The following is an 18,943-nucleotide window of genomic DNA, read 5'->3' as shown; positions in this document are numbered from 1 at the left end:
GCCGACGGCAAGTGGAGCTTCCAGACGTCCGACCTGTCGGGCAAGAGCCACGCCTTTACCGCGGAGCAGGTTGACACGACGGGTCACGTGGTCGGAACCAGTTCGGGCGAGGCGATGATCGGCTCGGGCCGCAGCGACACGCTGACCGGCAGCACCGGCAACGACGTCATGGTGGGCAAGGCGGGCGCGGATACGTTCACGTTTGCGTCCAACTTCGGCCAGGACGTCATCAAGGACTTCGCTGCCCGTGGACCCACGCACGACACGATCGAGTTCAGCAAGAGCGTGTTCGACAGCTTTGCGAGCGTTCTCTCCCATGCGGCCCAGTCAGGCCACGACGTCGTGATCGCGACGGGGAGCGACACCCTTACGCTGAAGAACACGCAGCTCGACAAGCTGAACAGCCACGACTTCCACTTCGCGTAGGAGATGGGTCAGCCGCACAAGCTGATATTCAACAACTGCCTCGGGGGATCGCTTGGGGATCCCCCGACAAAGGCATCATTAAAGGGCAGGTGTCATGACTGACGTTGGACGGCGGGGGGTGATTCCCCCGCCTGCGAATCTTTATCGAATCCCCATTATGCATTTGTCAGGTCTATGGTCGGCCGGGCGCCGGCTGGCGAACGAGGCCGAAGCGCCGACATCGCGGCTCGTCGGCTGGGCAAGGCGCGGGGTTGAAGCCCTTCGGCAACGGATATTCGTCGGCCGTTTCCGGTCGGCGGAGGATTATGAGGAGCCGCACTCAGAGATGTCGGCATTTCTGCGGTCGTGCGGCCGGATATTCTGGGCGCTCGCGGCCTTCAGCGGGATGAGCAATCTCCTCATGCTCACCGGCTCCTTCTTTATGCTGCAAGTCTATGATCGGGTGCTGCCCGGGCGCAGCATACCGACGCTGATCGCCTTGATGGTCCTGGCCGCGGTCCTCTACCTGTTTCAGGGTGGGCTCGACTTCGTCAGAAGCAGGATCAGCACGCGGGTCGGCCGGTACTTTGATGAACGGCTCGGCATTCGCATTTTCGACGCGCTTGTCCGCCTGCCCTTGAAGACCAGGGCCGATGGCGACGGCTTGCAGCCGGTGCGGGATCTTGATCAGGTCCGTAGCTTTCTTTCGAGCGGCGGGCCGACGGCGCTCTTCGATCTACCCTGGATGCCGATCTATCTCGGCGTTTGCTTCCTCTTTCACTTCTGGATTGGCGTCACTGCGCTGGTCGGCGCGTTGGTGTTGATCGGCATTACCATGCTCACGGAAACCAGGACCCGCGGGCCGGCAAAGGCGTCCTCGCGCCTCGCAGTCTCGCGAACGGCACTCGCGCTCGAGGGTCGACGAAATGCAGAGGTTCTGCAGGCCATGGGCATGCGGCAGCAGGCGGCGTTGCGGTGGCGCGATGTCAACGCGAAGTACCTCGCGGCTCATGAGCGGGCCAGCGACGTAGCCAACAGCCTCGGAGGCGCCTCCAAGATCTTCCGGGCAATCCTGCAGTCGCTGGTTCTTGCCGTTGGCGCAGTCCTTGTCATCAACCAGGAATCGACGGCCGGCATCATCATCGCCGGATCGATCCTGAGCGCGCGGGCGTTGGCGCCCGTCGAACTGGCCATTGCGAACTGGAAAGGGTTCGTCGCTGCGCGGCAGTCGGCACAACGGCTTGATGCTTTGCTGAAGCTTCTCCCCGGCGAGGAAGAACGGCTGGCATTGCCTCCTCCTGTTGAAGCTCTCACGGTCGAGAATCTCTTTATCGGCGCTCCTAACTCGGAGCGGCCTACCGTCAATGACGTGTCGTTCCAATTGCGGCGCGGGCAGGCGGTTGGAATCATTGGGCCGAGCGGATCCGGCAAATCGACGCTGGCACGTGCGCTGGTTGGGGTATGGCCGGGCATTCGAGGCCGGATACGGCTCGACAACGCCGCACTCGACCACTGGTCTTCTGACGCCCTCGGCAAGCACATCGGGTACATGCCTCAGGACGTGGAATTGTTCGACGGCAGCGTTGCGATGAACATCGCGCGGTTCGATCCGCAGGCGACCGCCGCCGCTGTTCTGGAGGCCGCGCATGCCGCGGGCGCGCACGATCTCATCCTCTCGTTTCCGGACGGCTACGGCACGAAGATCGGCGAGGGGGGATTGGCACTGTCGGCGGGGCAGCGGCAGCGCATCGGGCTCGCCCGCGCCTTCTACGGCAAACCATTCCTCGTGGTGCTGGATGAACCCTCCTCCAATCTCGACGCTGAGGGCGAGGAGGCGCTGACCGAGGCGATCCTGAACGTGCGCCGTCGCGGCGGGATCGCCGTCGTGATCGCCCATCGTCCGAAGGCGCTTGAAGCCGTCGATCATGTCTTGTGCCTCGGGGAAGGCAGGGTTCAGTCCTTCGGCAAGAGAGAGGAGGTCCTCAAGAAGGTCTTGCGAAATCCCGTGCCGCTCAAGGTGGTCGCGGAAGCTCAAGGAGGCAACCGATGAACGGCCAGTTGGTAGCGCCGGCGATGCAATCCATCCAGCGTTACATGATCGTCGGTATGATCATGTTGGGTCTGGTGACTTTTGGGGTCGGCGGTTGGGCGACAACGAGCCAATTGTCGGGCGCGGTGATTGCCCAGGGCGTCGTCGTGGTGGATTCGAGCGTCAAGAAGGTTCAGCACGCCACGGGCGGGATCGTGGGTGAATTGCGCGTGCGCCAGGGCGATCGAGTCAATGCAGGCGACGTTCTGATCCGGCTCGACGAGACGCAGACGCTCGCGAATGCGACGATCGTCACGAACAGCATCGATGAGCTGCTCGCGCGCCAGTCTCGGCTCGAGGCCGAGCGCGATGGTGCCGAGCAGGTCGTGTTCCCCAAGCTGCTGCTCGACCGAGCCAAGGAGAGCAACTCCGAGGCGAGCCGTGCAATCGCTGCGGAGCGGAAGCTGTTCGACCTCCGACGTCAGGCAAGGAGCGGCCAAAAAGCGCAGTTGCAGGAGAAAGGTGCGCAGCTGGAGAATGAGATCAAAGGCTATACGGGACAGACCGAGGCCAAGCAGAAGGAAGTCGAATTCATCCGCCAGGAGCTGGAGGGCGTGCGCAGCCTCTGGCAGAAAAATCTCGTGCCGATCACGCGGCTCAATTCCCTTGAGCGCGACTCCGCCCGCATCGAAGGCGAGCGCAGCCAGCTCGCAGGAATGATCGCTCAGTCGAAGGGAAAAATCTCCGAAATCGGACTTCAGATCATTCAGATTGACCAGGACCTCCGAACCGAAGTGGGCAAGGACCTGATCGAAACGCGCTCAAAACTTTCCGAACTAGGCGAACGCAAGACTGCGGCGGTCGATCAATTGCATCGGATCGATATCAGGGCGCCGCAATCCGGCCGCGTCCATGAGCTCAGCGTCCACACGGTCGGAGGCGTGATCTCTCCCGGCGAGCAAATCATGCTGATCGTTCCCGATGCGGACTCGCTTGCGGTCGAGGTCAAGATCCCACCGAAGGATATCGACCAGGTCTATGTGGGGCAGACCGCGACGATGCGCTTTGCAGCGTTCAACCAGAAGACCACGCCCGAAATCGACGGCGAGGTCAGCATGGTCTCGGCAGATATCACGCAGGATCAGCGCGCCGGCACGAGTTACTACACGGGCCGTATCCTGCTGAAGCCGGAGGAGCTGGCGAAGCTCGGCTCCGCCAAGCTGCTGCCAGGAATGCCGGTCGAGGTCTTCATCAAGACGGCTGGTCGGACCGCGCTGTCCTATCTGCTTAAGCCACTGCACGATCAGGCGGAGCGTGCATTCAAGGAGCGCTGAGTCTCGGTGCAAGGCGTGGGCAGCGCTCGACGAAACGCACGCGGGCTGGCGCCCTACACCTGGGCGTCAGCGTCGCTGCGCCCACTCTCGCAGCAGATCGCGCGCCCGCCGACCGATCGGCCGCGGCGGATGCCTGTCGCGCCGCGCTGAGATCACGGGCTGTTCAAGCGATCGCCTGCTCAGCACGTCCATCCGCTTGGCGCGCAGGGCCATCGCGACGACGAAACCGAGTATTGAAGCTTCAGCTCCCACAATGACGAGCAACTCAATCGGCATATGAAATCGGTCCGGCCTGCGAGGGCTGTTTTTGCGATTTGAGCATGGCGACCAATTAAATCAATAAAATAATGTGCGGGCCGAATCCGTCCGTCTCGCTCTGGGGCGGCCACGCATGTTCCCTGTGATTGGGCTTCGCGCGGCCTGGATGAAAAGGGCCTGTCTGATCGGGGTTTTTCGATCCATCCGAGTTCCTCGCTTGCAAGCGTTGCCGGCCTGATCGTGTCCGCCGCGGTTTAAATGCAGATATTAATTCAGTTTAATCTTGCGAATTAAATTATAATATATAATTTAATAATGATGAGGTTGCGGCTGCAGCGTTCGGCTGGGTCGTGCCGCGGCCCGCGTCGATTTGGCATTTGCAGGAGAGCGGCAGGTGCAACGAACCTCAGGCTCGATCATCGCGACAGCCATCGTGATCATCATCGGGGGCGTTCAATGGGCGGGTGCGGCATTGCCGGCCGTGCCGAGGGCCCCGCAAGCGGACCCTGCGCGCATCGAGCTGGGGCGTCCGGCTCTTCCCCCCCTCACTTACACCACGTTTTGCCTGCGCTATGAGGCCGAATGCCGCCCGCGGCGCTTCTTCCGCGGCGGGCCGATCCGATTGACCGAGAAGCGATGGGCGGAGTTGCGGGAGGTCAATCGCGCGGTCAATCTGGCGATTGAGCCCGCCCGCAACGAGCTCGGCCTTGCGGGCGAGGCGTGGACCATTAATCCCGCACGTGGCGATTGCAACGATTACGCGGTGAGCAAGCGCCACGAGCTGCTTCGGCGCGGCTGGCCGGCGCGTGTCCTGCTATTGAGCGAAGTCGTCGTCAGTTCCGGTGAACATCATCTGGTGCTCCTCGTGCGGACCAGAAGCGGCGATCTCGTCCTCGACAATCTCACGCCACAGGTTAAGCCCTGGTCGCGGACGCCCTATCGCTGGGTTCGCGTGCAAAGCCCGGGGCGTGACGGGCTATGGGTCACGATTGGACGAGAGGGGGTGTAAGGTACCGGCGCGAAAGCCCCCGAGCCTTCCTTGGCCAGAGCGGTTGCGCTTACTCGTGAGCGCATTTGAGCCGCTCGAGCGAAGCGAGCCTGTCTTCAAGCGCGACGATCCGGCGAAAAAGATCTAGGCGCGACAACCCCAGGGTCGCGCGCGTCGATCCGATGACAGAAGCGGCAGCACAGGGTTGCTCGGCGTTGGGAGGAAGGACGCTGAACATGCGCAGGACGCCGTCGCCGGTCAGCACATCCACCCAGCCTTCGGAAGGTGACCGTCCCACGATCCGGCCTGGTACGCGGCCAATATAGCAGGGAGCATCAAGCCGCGGCGACGCGTTGGTGATGATGAGCCGCTGCCCGTCGAGGTGGCTGAAGGCACCGGGAAATGGCGGTGTTAAGCCGCGGATCAGCCGATCGATGGTGTCGGTAGGCTGGCGCCAGTCGATCTCTCCATCTTCCGGAACACGGGCGCAGCCATAGGAGGCGTTGTCGGTGTCTTGAGAAGTGCCTTGGTAGCCGGTGATCGCTCGTACGACGACCCCGCCGAGCTCACGTTCCTGAATCATGTTGAGGCGCTCGTAAAGTGAGGTGACCGTGTCATTCGCGCCGATCGGAATGGCCTGCTGAAACAGAAGATTGCCGCCATCAAGTTCCGGGATGACGAGGTGAATGCTGATCCCGGCGGTCGTCTCGCCGTTGATGATTGCCCAATTGACGTTGGCGCGGCCGCGATAATGCGGCAGAAGCGAATAGTGCACGTTGACGAAGCGACACAATGCAAGAATCTGCGGCGGGATGATCCGATCGAACGAAGAGATCACAACGGCCGCCGGGCGCAGCTCTGCGATCATTTTCTGAAGCTGGTTCAGGTCCTGCATTGCCGCGACCGGGATGCCGCGGTTGTTGGCAAATGCCCTCAACGCGCTCGCGTCGGGCTGGTCCGGTCTCCGGAATATCTGGACCACGCGGCAGTGCGCAGCCAACGAGCGAAGCGCTGCGAAGCCCGTTGGTCCGTCCGCGAGGAGTACGACATCGGGCTGCAGCCGCTCCGTCATGTCACCTCCGGCCATGGTACGAGCTGGGCGAAGCCGTCCTCTGTGACGGCACCGCCCCGGCGGACCCACTCGGCCGCGCGCAAGCCGCCCGTCTGCAATCGTATGATCGGCTCGGGGCCGATCTCCGACAGCAGAATGCCCATATGGCCCTGTCCGACCGATTGTGGGGGCCAGACCGCAAGACCATTGTCGGCCAGCACGGCTCGATCGATGTCGCCCCAGAACTGCACCACAACGGCGCCGTCGGGCGCGCATGCGGCCAGATGCGCAGCCTCCGCTCGGCCGATGCGCGGCGAGTCCGTTGGCTGCAACGCGACTACGAAGGCCTCCCATGCGCCAGGATGGACTGCCGCAATACTGTCGAACGTCTCGACGTTCGCCCCCAGGTTTGTCAGCCCGGTGTGCAGCGGGGAAAGGAAGTCATTGTCGCAGAGCAGGGCGATTTTGTTGCCGAGAACCGCCAGCCCGCAATCGTGCAGCTGCTTCACGGCGAGCGGGCCCAGGAATGAGAAGACGTCGATGGCGGGGTGTCGCTCGTTGACGCCGACCACCGGGATTTTGCGTCGCGCGCACGCTTCGATATCCAGGTCCTCGCGGCGAAACTCCCAGGCCTCGAACATCAAGGCAATCACGGCGTCGCCGCGCAGCTGGTCGATCAGCGCAGCTGTAAGCGGACGGAGGTGGCCACTGTTGGTCACGATGTCGACGCTGTGAAGCACTTCGGGGCTGATTTTTTCCAGAATCTCGATGCGGTCAGCGACGTCTAGGGTGGCCGCGATCTCGAACGTCTCCCGTTTGGTATCTGTCACAGTCCCATGGCGGCCAGGTTTCGTGAACGCATAGACCTGCTTGGCTCCGGCCATTGCAGCCAAGACTGGGGTGACCGCATAAGCGCCAGTCGCGGCTTCGGTCAGCACAGTCATTCCCGACATGTCCAGTCCCGTTTCAGCGAGGGCGCGCTTCATCAGCATTCGCAGTCGAACAGGTGAGAAACCTGGCCTGCGAAGTGCTCTCTTATCCGCATCAGATCGCAATTGCGCGACTGAGGTTCCGGTCGCGGTCATTGATGGGTCCCGCTGTTGCCGTTGGAAGACGCCGGCCTCATGGTGTTCTCGACCGGTGCGCTCTGGATATCCAATCGCGTGCCGCCCGGAGTACGTTGTGGAGCGGATCGGGTAGGAGCGCGCGCAAGTGATCCTGCCAGCTCATTTGCTCGATCCCCGGATCTTCGCCGGGTCGCGCTGCCCAATACCGCACGCGGCGTTCGCCCGATGCGACGACACGGCGCGTCGTCGTGTAGTAATAGGATGCGACGGAAAGGCGCATTCGACCGGGGGGACAGGAGACCGGATCCGGAAGGCCGTGGAGAGTGGCACCGTGCGTCTCCCAGAGGATCATGGTGTTGAACCGGGGAAAGATGCGGCATCCGAGCGCTGACATGTCCGCAGGCCACAATTCGAGGCTGCCGCCGTAGGCGTCGGGCCAATCACGATTGAGATAGATGAGTACATTGACCCGGTGGAACAACCCGGTCGTCGGGTGAACCTCGAAATCGCGGTGAATCTTCGTGAAGCCTCCCGGGGGCGTTCGATGAACTCCCGCAAATTTGTGCGTCGGATCGGAATGAAGATCTCGAACGCCGGTGACTGCCGAAATGAATGCTCGGAAGCTGGCGCTGTCCACCAGGCTCAGCAGATGCTGAGTGGCCGGCCCCAGTCCGTCCGATACCTCCTGCTTCACCAGGCGATCGGTGGTCGTGGTAATCAGGCGCGCTTCCGGGAGGGCGCTGCATTCGGCCGCCACCATGTCCAACAGCTTCTCCGGAAAGGCATCATTGAGGACAACGTGCGGCCAAGGTCTTGCGGCGGCGTATTCGGCGCGCAGGGAGCTGGCTCGGGCAAAGAGGCCGCTCAACGAGTGAAGCTGGAAATCAACATGCAATTCCGCAGACTCCGGCTGCGGTGCTTGGAGCTGGACCTCCAAGTCCGCCTTCAAATTAAATGTTATTATTAATTGATCCTGGATTAAATGTCAAAAATAAACCGTAGGCTGAATGCTTGAGCTCTGGCGCACCGGAGATTTCAACCTCCGGGCACCGCCGGCCAACGCAATCGTGATCCCCAGTCGCGTAATTCAAATCACTCGATTAACTTATTTAATTTGAGGGTCGACGATTTTGGGTCTACCTTGAGGATTGGGCTGGAATACAGCAGGACGAGCCGATGACCCAACTCGACGCGGAAGGCGATGATCGTCGTGAGTTCTTGAAGACCTGCGGAAAATTCGCCGCGGTTACTCCTCCGACAGTGACGCTGTTGCTCTCCACTTCCCTGACCTCGGCCGCGATAGCCAGTTCAGGGGGGCGCATTGTGCGTGGCAACAATGGCTTCGGGAATGGCGGCGGTGACGGCACTCCCAACGGGAAAGAGGACGACAATCGGTAAATTCGGCGGCCCATTGGGCCGCCGCGGTGCGGCTTGGAATCAGCCGGTCCGGCGGCGTCTTTGTGGGGGCGAGCGGTCGATCAGGAGATCGTTCAGCTTCTTGCCGGCGCGCAGCTGCGCTTTCAGCCAGCGGGGCTGTTTGCCGCGGCCGGACCAGGTTTCGGACGGATCCTTCGGGTTCTGGTATTTCGGCAGCACCGGCGGGTAGGGGCGGCGCGGACGTTCCCCGTTCGGGGACGAAACGGCGGTCCCCTCAATCTTGCGCAGCCGCTCTTCGAGCTTGACCTTTTCCGCGGTCATCCTGCGACCGAGAACGGTCGTGACCTCATCGTAAAGCCCCCACAGCTCGGCTGTGGTCAAGTTGACCCAGTCACTTTTCCCCATGGAAGCCGTCCCCAGCTACTTCCGAACCGAAACAGGAAGGGGCATTATCAGGTCATGGCAGGGTTGGGCAAGCGCGATCCCGGCGCGCGGCGGCGCTTGTGTGCAGCGCGGTACTTGGTGCTAGCGGTTAAGGCTGCATCTCCGACCGGGCGGTCGCTTCCTGAGCCCCCTCCGTCCGTGGGCCCGTCGCTTGGGCGCGAGCAATCGCTCCTCTGCTTTCAACACGCGATTACGTAAGTTCTGCAATTCTGTGAATTGAACGATGAGGGCCTTATGTGTTTGACGCAAAACTGCCGAAGAATACATGTGACCACCTACTCATTACCGACGACGAATCCGTGCCAATCATTGAAAATTTGCTGAATTGACGAAATTCGGCCTCAAGCGCGGTACTGGGACTTCCGTCGGTGCTACACGGGCTACGATCAACCGCAGCCTTGTTTTGTCCTTGATTGCCAGCCGTTGCTTGATGAATAGTAATACTTTCTCTCCTCCCTTCCCGGAGCGGGGCTTCGCGAACGGCCCCGCTTCAATGAAACTTCGTCGAATGTTAGATTTGAATCGTGAATGTCCCTATATATCGTTGGTAATATCCGGTTCTACTAAGTTAATTGGATGTTGACTATCATAGCAAGCCTGGTCGATCAGTGCGCCGATGACATTCTTGGCGGGAATTTTCAGATCGAAGCTATTAAAAATTGTTGTCGGAAGGTCGTTATCCTCGCAGAATTCGCGGTTTCGAATTTTGCATCGAGCACCGCATTCTTACGGTGCTGCACGCATTCTTTGGGCGAGTTACGATAGCGTGGCCATCGAGCGTTGCCGCCAGGTGCTGTCTTCGATCTCGGACCCTGCGACATTATTGACGGAGCTGACTGGTTATAGCTCGCGCGTCTCAAAAGGAGGGTGGGATTAAACGGCTGCAAGCGGGGTTGTTAGCAACAGGCAAGGGAAGCATGCGCCGTATCAGAATTGTTATCGCTGATCGACACCCGATCGTTTTGCAAGGGGTTAGGAGCGTTCTTGCGGCGCAGCGTGATTTTGCGGTCGTTGCTTCCTGCAGCGATGGCGCAAGCTGTGTCGAGGCAATTCGATTTCTTGCCCCGGACGTGGCGCTTGTCGATGCTGCGCTGCCCGACTTCAATCGACAGCAGATGCTAGCTCGTGCGAACGCCGTCGGCCCACGTGCTCCGATAATCTTCTTCACCGGTATTACGGCCGACAGTGAGTTAGAAAGGTTGGCCTTGAACGGCGCCTGCATCGTCCTCTCGAAGGATTCGGATGCGGAGATGCTGGTCGCAACCCTGCGAAAAGCTGCCCAGGGCCAAGCTGCGGTTCTGTCGAGCAACGGCCACGTCAGCGAGGCCCCCCTGGCCAGTGTGAAGCCTCTGACACAGCTAACTGACCGGGAGCGGCAGATCATGCGGCTCGTATCGGAGGGGCTATCGAACAAGGAGATTGGGCGTCGGTTGAATCTCGCCGACGGTACGATCAAGGTCCACCTTCACCATATCTTCCAGAAGCTGGAAATCAGCAATCGTACGGTTCTCGCGGCAATGGCGATCTCGCGAAGCGAGCTGCATGCAGCGCCAGGTGAGCCGGATTCCCTTGATCTGTTGCATCAGGATCCAGCCAGCGCGAACTGACGGGTACGTCTGGCGCGTCTTCGGCAATATGCGCGAGGGGCGGCCTATCGCGGTGCCAGATGCTCAATCATGTTGAGGCAGGCCCCTTCGGCCTCGGCCAACGTTCGAAAGGGCGAGCCGCCAATCTTGATTGCGGCCTGGTTATTGTGGAGCGGACGCCAACTCGCCAGATAGCCGGAGCGTCCGTGAAAACCCGGACCTCCCGGGCTTTCGAAACTGATCACGAACGAGAAGCCGTGGCTGCTCGCACTCCAGATCTCCATGTCCCGGACGGACCGATTGAATTGCAGTGGCATCGCAATGATCCATTGTAGCCGAGCCCGCGCCCGTTGGTTAAATTCAAGTTAACTAAATTAAATGCCCGAGCGCAACTCAAATTGGGTGCGTCGGCAAGGCGCGGCGGGAAAAATCGGAGGAAACACGGGAAATTGCCGGCTTTCTGTCCGGGACACGCACGCCCAGTAACCTCTCACCGGGCAAAGAAAATTCTTGGTTGAAAATCTATATTTAATATATAATAATGTAAAAATGACGTTTTAAATCGAGGAGGACGCATCGTGACCCGGGACGGCAACGAAGATGACGACCGGCGGGCATTTTTGAAGACCTGCGGAAGATTTGCAGCCGTGACGCCCCCCGTCATGACGCTGCTTCTGTCCACCTCCCTGACCTCAAAAGCCATTGCACGTTCGGGCGGCCTGCACGGGGCGAGGCAAAGCGACAGCGGCCAGTCGTTCTTCGACAATGATCGGTCGTCCGCGGCAGGGCCGGGGAGCTCCGGCGGCGGATCATCAGGGGGTGGGGGAGCACCTGGTGGTGGCCCTGCTGGATCTTCTCATGCCGGAGGGACATCCGGCGGCGGGGCCGGCGGTAGCGGCGGGGCCGGTGCTGGCGGAGGCAATGCAAAAGGGCCCTTCGCAACCGGCGGCGGCTCTGGAATTCCAAGTGCAAATGGTGGGGTCGATTGCGCAGACGAAGAGAACGAGGAAAAGCGCAAGGCCGATTGTCCCGGAGCTAGTACTCGGATTTCCAGCGCAACCCAATCCAGCCGGTAAGATCTTCTCAGCCCATGAAGGAGACCTATGGGCTGCCGTGCGGCCAAGCCAGGCTGGGCCCTGTGCTCCGATAGGCCAAACGCGAGGCCGAGAGCATATCTGGCCAGCCGAGCGGCCTCCCGGGAGACTCGGTCAGGAGGCGTGTCATGAATACCCGCATTCGAGCGGAGAGTCCTGCGGCCCTTCTTCGAAAGCGTCTCGAAGCGCTTGTCGCCCGGCTCGCAGAACTCGAGAAGCTCAGAGACCGGGTAGGTCGAGAAGAGAATCGTCAGCGCAAGCTGCGCGAGGCGGACAGTCCCCCATGCCCGAGCTCAGACCACGGGCAGTCGTTCCAGCTTCGCACAGGCGAAGCTCATGCCCGTGCTGCTCGGTTGCAATAAATCGCGGTGTAACGAGCGTCCCAAAGCGAATGGACGACCGAAACGGTGCGTGCGGATGGTTCGCAAAAGCGAACCGGCCTACGAGCCTGTCCCGGCTATTCGGCTACCTGGCGAACGGGAGGGGGGGCGCGCTGGAGCCCCAGGGATGAGCCCGACCGCGCCGTGCGAGACTATCCGATCGATTCTGCGGCTCATGACCTTGTAGCACTCGCATGCCACGGCTTCGAGCCGCGGCCGATCAATCTCGAGCTGGCCGCGCCGGCTGGATTTCAGCGCTCTTGACGCGCGCATTGTGCACACGACATGCGTGACCGTGGTGCGACGAACGCCGAGCAACTCCGACAATGTTTCTTGCGTCAGCGGGAGCAGGTCACCTTCATTCGCACGATCATGGATGTGAAGAAGCCAGCGCGCTAAGCGCGCTTCGACGGAATGCAGTGCATTGCAGGCCGCCACGTGCTGGAGTTGTGTCAACAACGACATCGTGAAGACCTGCACCATGGATGCGATTGCGGGGCTGCGATGTTGGGCTGCCAGGAATTGCGCAGGCGAGATCTGCAGCGCGGCCCCGGATAGGCGGGCGACCGCGGTGGCAGGCGCGGCGGATGCGCCAAACGCTGACGTCAAACCCACGGCGCCCTCGTGCCCGATGATCGCCGTGGCAACTGTTTGCCCGTTCGGCAGCTCCGTGATCGCGGCGATGGCGCCGCTGAGGGGGAAGAAAAGATGTTCGATCCGATCGCCCGATCGGATGAGCACGGAATTGCGTTCGATCACGACTTTCCGGAGATGAGGCGCAAGCAAAGCAAAATCCGCTGGCGGCAACGCTGCTAACAAACGATTACCAATTCTAGTCGCATGGTCCATCATGGGATTGGCTCCCGACGGATACTCGGCACTAGAACTCATGCCGATGTGTCGAGCTGCTCTGCGGCGTGCCAGCTCAACAGGAAGCCAACCGACCACCACAGATATGGTTCCCATGATCAATGGCGAGTACGGGTGGCCCGACAATCGCATGTCGCGTCGTAGGCATATGGCCCGCTAGTATCCGTGTTGAAGACGAGTTCGGGCGGCATCGCTTCAAGCTGAAGCCGAGTCTCCAGCGCCTTCGCGCGCTCGCGCCGCATTGGCGGTGCAGTAAGCTGGGAAGCCTCCTTAACATCGACGAGTTGGCAGTCTCACTCTGCTGGAGGCGTATCGTCCTTCGACATGCTTTCGCTGACGAGTGGCACGCAACGGGCTCGCAACGACGCGTCCGTACGGGAATGCCGGCCTTGCCCCGCAAGGCCAACACGTGACCCAACGCGGGCTTGGATCGTGCCAGGGTCTAGTGGCAGGGACTGCAGTCTAGCTCCTTGATCCTCCCGGTAACGTCAAACGAGAAAAGCGCACTCATGACGCTACTCTTGGTGACGTACGAGATAATGGCCCCCTCGTGCCAGGGATTGAGATCGTCCAACGTGCCCGCCGGATATTCTCGGAGGCGATCAATCCCAATAGGCACGAAGTGCCTCGTTGCCGGTAATGGTCTTGACGCCCCCGCAGCCGCAGCGAACCACGGCACCTTCGGCATACATTCCCAAGATCGCCTCGATGTCGCCCGCGCGGTAAGCATCGAGCCAGTCAATCGCAATGGCCATCGGGTCAAATGATATATCTCTCACCTAAATGCCATAAAAGCTAAATGCCATAAAAGCTTGCGATTTTAAGTCATTTTTAGCCCGCTAAGCCTCTTTCCCTATTCTATTAATTGTATTTTAATAATCCCGCTTGGCGTCGGCCATATGCCGAAGTACATAGATGGCCGGGCCGAGGCAGAGTCCATGTTAGACGTATCTGTGAAGCAGAGACGGATCCGGCTTCTGATCGTAGATCGACAACCGATCGTTCTACAGGGGCTGAAGTCGGTACTCGGGGCACAGCAGGACTTCGACGTTGTCGCATCGTGCAGCGATGGGACAAGGTGTCTCGAAGCAATTCGGAGTTTGACACCCGACGTCACGCTTGTTGCTGACAACCTGCCAGATCTGACGGTCCCCGAGATCCTCGCGATTGCGAAAGCTGAGAATCTCTCCACGCGCTTGGTGTTGTTTACCGAATCCGAAGCAGATCACGATCTAGCCGCCGCTATTGCTGCTGGCGCCTCCAGCGTAATCTCGAAGCATGCTTCCTCGGACACTATGCTGCGATTACTGCGCCTGATGACAGAGCGCAGTGTGTCGCGCGAGCAATCCGATCTCTTGCCAGCCGGCCAGGGAGCTGACGGCGGCGGCAAAGTGGAAACGATGCTGGAGCTGTTGACGCACCGGGAACTTCAAATTGTACGACTAGTGTCAGAAGGAATGTCAAACAAGGAGATTGCGCGCCAGCTAAACGTTTCCCCAGGGACAGTCAAAGTACACCTATACAACATATTTCAGAAGCTTGAGATTACCAACAGAACTGTGCTCGCTACGCTCGCGTTGTTGCAGCGACCGTCGGGCTTCGGCCTGCTTGCCCTGGCGTTTCTGGCGGTCGCAATTGCGGACGAACTCAAGGCGTCGGAAGCGAACGACGTGGATCCGGATGACGACAGCGTCGGTCGCGCGGGAGAGCATGCCGAATATGAGCCCTGGAAACGAGCTATTCTCCGACACTTCGTAGTCTGGGAATCTGGCGAGACGCCCACACAGAAGGACTCCTTTGCCAAGGCGAGCCTGGTCACGGACCCGGCGGCGGCAATAGAAACGCTGCGCCCGGCTGAGCAATCCGTAGGCTCGAAACCGTGGAAAGACTACGGCCCTGTTGGATCGGGCACGCCCAATCTTCCTACGCCATTGCTGCGGGGAACCAGCGACGCACAGATCGGTGTTGACCCGGCCGCTGAACATCAGTTCCCGCGGCTTGCTTCCACTCCGACGTTGAAACACGAAGGGTATGGCACCTTCGCCACTCTGACCGCTGCGTTGATCTACGCACTGAACGACCCCCATCTTGCCGCGCAATTGCATGACCCGGGCAAAGCGTCGATCGACAGCTTCGTGGTGGTCACCGGCGAGAATGCGACCACAAAACTGGCCGCGATAACCGATGCCGATACCAATGATGTAGACGGCTTTCCCCCGGCTTTCCCTTTGCACGATTTGCGCCTGCCTGCCGCGCTTGTGACCACCGGCAACGAACGCGTCGCTGGAGAAGGCGCTTCGAACGAAATGAGTCATGGTGCTGCGGACGACAACCTGCAAGAACCCCATGGCTCACTGGGCTCTGGTCGCGATGCCGGTATTGGCGGAGATGGCCGCGATCAACTGATGGGCGGCGACGTTGGCGAAAACGTTGTTTATCGCTCCCCGATCGATTCCAATTCGACCTCTTCCCACTCTGGATTCGATTTCGCATCTGGATCGAGCAGGATCAATCTTGCAGCTTTCGGAGCGCTTGCCTGGCTCCATATGACGGCAGCAAGCAAGTCCATACCGCCGCACACCCTCGCTTGGATCTACAATCCCGCAACCGACGAAACGATCGTCTACGTGAATCCGACCGATCGGAGTCTTGATGTCGGGGACCGGGGCCTGCTGGAAATCCATCTGCAGGGGATTGTCTCCATTGCGGAGTCGGATTTCGTCGGCCAGCCGGAAGGCGCGGCTGTCGCGATCACCCTGGAGCAGCTCGAAGCGCTGACATCGGCGGCCGCAACCGAAGCTGTTCTGAGTGCGGATAGTGCCCAAACAGTTATCGGGACGAGCGAGAGCACACTCGGGACCGCTGCAGTTTGGAGCACTCTGGCCGACAACGGCTTGACGTTCGAATTCGGGCAGGCTCGGACCGGCTCAGGGGGAGCGACCAGGTTCAGAACCTTCACTAGCGATTCGGTGGGTACAACGAATGAGAGCGATGATGGGTCCGGCGGGTCGGCTCATGTATCACCGGTCGCGCTTTCTCATAGCGCGACGGTCACGGCAGTTGAAAATCTCACATCGAAGAATGAGCCGATCAATGGGGGGGCTGGCTCTAGCATCGCAGCGGGCGATAACTCACAGCACGCTTCGGAGCCAGGGTCTGCAAGGGCGGCAGCGGAATCGACTGACGCCGGCTTCATGCAGGGGAATGGCGTCGGCAATGACAACGAGAATCATCCCGCCGCTTCGGAGGCTTCGCGAGGGGCAGCGAAGTCAGCAGAAGCCGATGGCGTGGAACACGGCAATTCGGGGCGGTCAGCCTCTGCAAAGCCACGGGAAGCAGCCGACCCTGGTGAGCCAGGCGTTGCAAAGGCCGGTAGCGCGGGCGGCGGTAACTCACAGTACGCTTCGGAGAAGCCGCACGCTTCGGAGAAAGAGTCTGCAAAGGCGGCAGCGGAGTTGACCGAAGCCGGCTTCGAACGGGGGAATGGCGTCGGAAATGACAATGAGCATCATCCCCCCGCTTCAGACGCTTCGCGAGGGGCAGCGAAGAGGGCAGAAGCCGATGGCGTGGAACACGGTAATTCGGGGCACTCAACCTCTGCAAAGCCACCGGAAGCAGCCGACCCTGGTGAGCCAGGAGTCGCAAAGGCCGGTAACGCGGGTGGCGGTAACTCACAGCACGCTTCGGAGAAAGGGTCTGCAAAGGCGGCAGCGGAGTTGACCGAAGCCGGCGTCGTGCGGGGGAATGGCGTCGGCAATGACAATGAGCATCATCCCCCCGCTTCAGAGGCTTCGCGAGGGTCAGCGAAGACGGCAGAAGCCGATGGCGTGGAACACGGTAATTCGGGACACTCAACCTCTGCAAAACCACGGGAAGCAGCCGACCCTGGTGAGCCAGGCGTTGCAAAGGCCGGTAGCGCGGGCGGCGGTAACTCACAGCACGCTTCGGAGAAAGGGTCTGCAAAGGCGGCAGCGGAGTTGACCGAAGCCGGCTTCGAACGGGGAAATGGCGTCGGAAATGACAATGAGCATCATCTCCCCGCTTCAGACGCTTCGCGAGGGTCAGCGAAGACGGCAGAAGCCGATGGCGTGGAACACGGCAATTCGGGACACTCAACCTTTGCAAAGCCACGGGAAGCAGCCGACCCTGGTGAGCCAGGCGTTGCAAAGGCCGGTAGCGCGGGCGGCGGTAACTCACAGCAAGCTTCGGAGAAAGGGTCTGCAAAGGCGGCAGCGGAGTTGACCGAAGCCGGCGTCGTGCGGGGGAATGGCGTCGGCAATGACAACGAGCATCATCCGCCCGCTTCGGAGGCTTCGCGAGGGTCAGCGAAGACGGCAGAAGCAGATGGCGCGGAACACGGCAATTCGGGGCACTCAACCTCTGCAGAACCACCGGAAGCAGCCAACCCTGGTGCCCCAGGTAACCCGGGCCACGGTTACTCACGGCACGTTTCAGAGCAGGGGCCTGCAAAGGCGGCGGCCACAGAGTTGACCGAAGCTGGTTCTATGCAAGGGCACAATTTCGGCAACGACAACGAGCATCATTTCCCGGCTTCGGATGCTTCGCCAAGTTCGGCGAAGACGGCAGACGCACATGGCGTGGAACGCGGCAATTCCGGGCACTCAACCTCTGCAAAACCACCGGAAGCAGCCGACCCTGAGCCAGGCCTCGGTAGCGCGGGCCGCGATAACTCACAGCACGATTCAGAGCCAGGGTCTGCAAAGGCGGCACTCACGGAGTTGGCTGAATCTGGTTCTGTGCAAGGGCACAGTCTCGGCAACGACAACGAGCATCATTTCCCGGCTTCGGATGCTTCGCCGGGTTCGGCGAAGACGGCAGACGCACATGGCGTGGAACGCGGCAATTCGGGGCACTCAACCTCTGCAAAATCACCGGAAGCAGCCGACCCTGAGCCAGACCTCGGTAGCGCGGGCCGCGATAACTCACAGCACAATTCAGAGCCAGGGCCTGCAAAGGCGGCAGTCACGGAGTTGACTGAAGCTGGTTCTATGCAAGGGCACAATTTCGGTAACGACAACGAGCATCATTTCCAGGCTTCGGAAGCTTCGCCAGGTTCGGCGAAAACGGCTGAAGCAGATGGCGTGGAACGCGGAAATTCGGGGCACTCAAGTTTTTCAGACGCACCTGAAGCAGCTGAGATCGGTGAGCCGGGCATCGCAACGGCCGGTAGCGCGGGCCGCGGTGACTCACAGCACGTTTCAGAGCCAGGGCCAGCAATGGCGGCAGCCACGGAGTTGGCTGAAGCTGACTTCGCACCGGGAAATGGCGCCGAGCATCGCGCGCCGGTTTTGGAAGTTGCGGCCGCGTCAGCTGGGGAAGAATCGACCGTCGTGGAGCATGGCAACTCCGGGCACGATTCACACGGCTCTGAAGACGCACCGGAAGCAGCCGAGATGGTCGAACCGAGCGTCGCAAATGGCAGTAAGGCCGGAAACTGGCCGCAGGCTGCGCAACCTGCTGCAACCGCGTTGGAACCCGTACAGCCGGCTAAAATTGCCTCCGAGATTGGCCGCGCGGAATTGGCGTTTCGCTTCGACAGCTATGCGACTCCTCCCACATTCGGCGCGGTAGTTGAACTTGATAGCCCGCTCGGTCCGCACGTTTCGCCCGGTCAGGAAAAGGACCTCCACGTCATCGGCAAATCGATTCCTAATGCAATGGACGAACACGCGGTCGCCCCCGTTCATAACGTTCCGCATCACGCCGCGCCTCATGACTTCCTGATTTGAAGCGCTCCATCGTTATTGATCGATGCAATCTTCGTGATTCACGCAACCGACCTTCTTTGAAAGCTCGGGCCAGTGCTCGAGAGCGGGCGCCGCGCCGATTGCGTGCTTCCGGCTCGGGAAGTGATCAGTGACATATCCTTGTCAAGAAACGTTCGTATATTGAGAACTTCTTGTGGCATCCAGGCAAGGGTTCGGGACGATCGTCATTCGCCTCTCGCGGTGCTGATGGCTTGCCGGAGCAATTGATCGGTGTCACGTCGCGTGCCGTATCTGGCTGTGTGTTTGATGTTTGCGGCCGTTGCAGCCGAAG

The 18,943-nt window shown here is 60.6% G+C and carries 12 protein-coding genes and 2 pseudogenes; 8 read left to right on the top strand and 6 right to left on the bottom strand.

What is annotated here, in order from left to right; translation table 11 throughout:
* From RAD10_RS17960 to RAD10_RS17945, 4 genes and pseudogenes are all read left to right on the top strand, one after another.
* Nucleotides 1-426 (top strand): annotated as a pseudogene (locus RAD10_RS17960) (Ig-like domain-containing protein); the annotation flags it as partial.
* Between the two features lie 325 nt (nt 427-751).
* Nucleotides 752-2,455, top strand: a complete 1,704-nt coding sequence (locus tag RAD10_RS17955) for a type I secretion system permease/ATPase (RefSeq protein WP_461618569.1) — start codon at nt 752-754, stop codon at nt 2,453-2,455.
* Complete coding sequence (locus RAD10_RS17950; protein ID WP_461618568.1) at nt 2,452-3,768, top strand: HlyD family type I secretion periplasmic adaptor subunit; 1,317 nt, start codon at nt 2,452-2,454, stop codon at nt 3,766-3,768. The genes RAD10_RS17955 and RAD10_RS17950 overlap by 4 nt, the downstream gene beginning before the upstream one ends.
* Nucleotides 3,769-4,420: 652 nt before the next feature.
* Nucleotides 4,421-5,035, top strand: a complete 615-nt coding sequence (locus tag RAD10_RS17945; RefSeq protein WP_461618567.1) for a transglutaminase-like cysteine peptidase — start codon at nt 4,421-4,423, stop codon at nt 5,033-5,035.
* Nucleotides 5,036-5,084: 49 nt separating this feature from the next.
* On the opposite strand, the gene RAD10_RS17940 is transcribed toward RAD10_RS17945, so the two are convergent.
* The 3 genes from RAD10_RS17940 to RAD10_RS17930 all read right to left on the bottom strand — a co-directional run bounded on the left by RAD10_RS17940 (nt 5,085) and on the right by RAD10_RS17930 (nt 8,069).
* Nucleotides 5,085-6,086, bottom strand: a complete 1,002-nt coding sequence (locus RAD10_RS17940; protein ID WP_461618566.1) for a methionyl-tRNA formyltransferase — start codon at nt 6,084-6,086, stop codon at nt 5,085-5,087.
* Nucleotides 6,083-7,051, bottom strand: coding sequence for a hypothetical protein (locus RAD10_RS17935; RefSeq protein WP_461618565.1), 969 nt, complete (start codon nt 7,049-7,051; stop codon nt 6,083-6,085). The genes RAD10_RS17940 and RAD10_RS17935 overlap by 4 nt, the downstream gene beginning before the upstream one ends.
* 136 nt (nt 7,052-7,187) lie before the next feature.
* Nucleotides 7,188-8,069: a 2OG-Fe(II) oxygenase gene (locus tag RAD10_RS17930; protein WP_461618564.1), complete on the bottom strand. Its 882-nt coding sequence runs from the start codon at nt 8,067-8,069 to the stop codon at nt 7,188-7,190.
* Nucleotides 8,070-8,308: 239 nt separating this feature from the next.
* On the opposite strand from RAD10_RS17930, the gene RAD10_RS17925 reads away from it, so the two are divergent.
* The gene (locus RAD10_RS17925) at nt 8,309-8,530 is read left to right on the top strand and encodes a hypothetical protein (RefSeq protein WP_247972547.1); all 222 of its coding nucleotides are present in this window, start codon (nt 8,309-8,311) and stop codon (nt 8,528-8,530) included.
* A 39-nt stretch (nt 8,531-8,569) separates the two neighbouring features.
* Here RAD10_RS17925 and RAD10_RS17920 read toward each other — a convergent pair whose 3' ends face one another.
* The gene (locus RAD10_RS17920) at nt 8,570-8,914 is read right to left on the bottom strand and encodes an H-NS histone family protein (protein ID WP_461618563.1); all 345 of its coding nucleotides are present in this window, start codon (nt 8,912-8,914) and stop codon (nt 8,570-8,572) included.
* Between the two features lie 956 nt (nt 8,915-9,870).
* Between RAD10_RS17920 and RAD10_RS17915 the strand changes: the two genes are divergently transcribed.
* Together RAD10_RS17915 and RAD10_RS17910 are read left to right on the top strand one after the other, a co-directional pair.
* Complete coding sequence (locus RAD10_RS17915) at nt 9,871-10,560, top strand: LuxR C-terminal-related transcriptional regulator (protein ID WP_461618562.1); 690 nt, start codon at nt 9,871-9,873, stop codon at nt 10,558-10,560.
* Nucleotides 10,561-11,114: 554 nt separating this feature from the next.
* A pseudogene (locus RAD10_RS17910) lies at nt 11,115-11,423 on the top strand (hypothetical protein); the annotation flags it as partial.
* A 650-nt stretch (nt 11,424-12,073) separates the two neighbouring features.
* Here RAD10_RS17910 and RAD10_RS17905 read toward each other — a convergent pair.
* Nucleotides 12,074-12,865, bottom strand: coding sequence for a Crp/Fnr family transcriptional regulator (locus tag RAD10_RS17905; RefSeq protein WP_461618561.1), 792 nt, complete (start codon nt 12,863-12,865; stop codon nt 12,074-12,076).
* Between the two features lie 620 nt (nt 12,866-13,485).
* Complete coding sequence (locus tag RAD10_RS17900) at nt 13,486-13,638, bottom strand: hypothetical protein (RefSeq protein WP_461618560.1); 153 nt, start codon at nt 13,636-13,638, stop codon at nt 13,486-13,488.
* 183 nt (nt 13,639-13,821) lie between these two features.
* On the opposite strand from RAD10_RS17900, the gene RAD10_RS17895 reads away from it, so the two are divergent.
* Nucleotides 13,822-18,633: a LuxR C-terminal-related transcriptional regulator gene (locus tag RAD10_RS17895; RefSeq protein WP_461618559.1), complete on the top strand. Its 4,812-nt coding sequence runs from the start codon at nt 13,822-13,824 to the stop codon at nt 18,631-18,633.
* The last annotated feature ends 310 nt before the right edge of the window (nt 18,634-18,943 follow it).

The organism is Bradyrhizobium sp. 23AC (genome assembly GCF_054863025.1).
This window is presented reverse-complemented; position numbering and strand designations above follow the sequence as displayed.

What these genes read in the sequence shown, in the direction of transcription:
- RAD10_RS17900 (WP_461618560.1), bottom strand. Translation starts at nt 13,638, where the DNA reads ATGGCCATTGCGATTGACTGGCTCGATGCTTACCGCGCGGGCGACATC.
- RAD10_RS17905 (WP_461618561.1), bottom strand. Translation starts at nt 12,865, where the DNA reads ATGATGGACCATGCGACTAGAATTGGTAATCGTTTGTTAGCAGCGTTG.
- RAD10_RS17915 (WP_461618562.1), top strand. Translation starts at nt 9,871, where the DNA reads ATGCGCCGTATCAGAATTGTTATCGCTGATCGACACCCGATCGTTTTG.
- RAD10_RS17895 (WP_461618559.1), top strand. Translation starts at nt 13,822, where the DNA reads ATGTTAGACGTATCTGTGAAGCAGAGACGGATCCGGCTTCTGATCGTA.
- RAD10_RS17955 (WP_461618569.1), top strand. Translation starts at nt 752, where the DNA reads ATGTCGGCATTTCTGCGGTCGTGCGGCCGGATATTCTGGGCGCTCGCG.
- RAD10_RS17940 (WP_461618566.1), bottom strand. Translation starts at nt 6,086, where the DNA reads ATGACGGAGCGGCTGCAGCCCGATGTCGTACTCCTCGCGGACGGACCA.
- RAD10_RS17925 (WP_247972547.1), top strand. Translation starts at nt 8,309, where the DNA reads ATGACCCAACTCGACGCGGAAGGCGATGATCGTCGTGAGTTCTTGAAG.
- RAD10_RS17935 (WP_461618565.1), bottom strand. Translation starts at nt 7,051, where the DNA reads ATGAAGCGCGCCCTCGCTGAAACGGGACTGGACATGTCGGGAATGACT.
- RAD10_RS17920 (WP_461618563.1), bottom strand. Translation starts at nt 8,914, where the DNA reads ATGGGGAAAAGTGACTGGGTCAACTTGACCACAGCCGAGCTGTGGGGG.
- RAD10_RS17950 (WP_461618568.1), top strand. Translation starts at nt 2,452, where the DNA reads ATGAACGGCCAGTTGGTAGCGCCGGCGATGCAATCCATCCAGCGTTAC.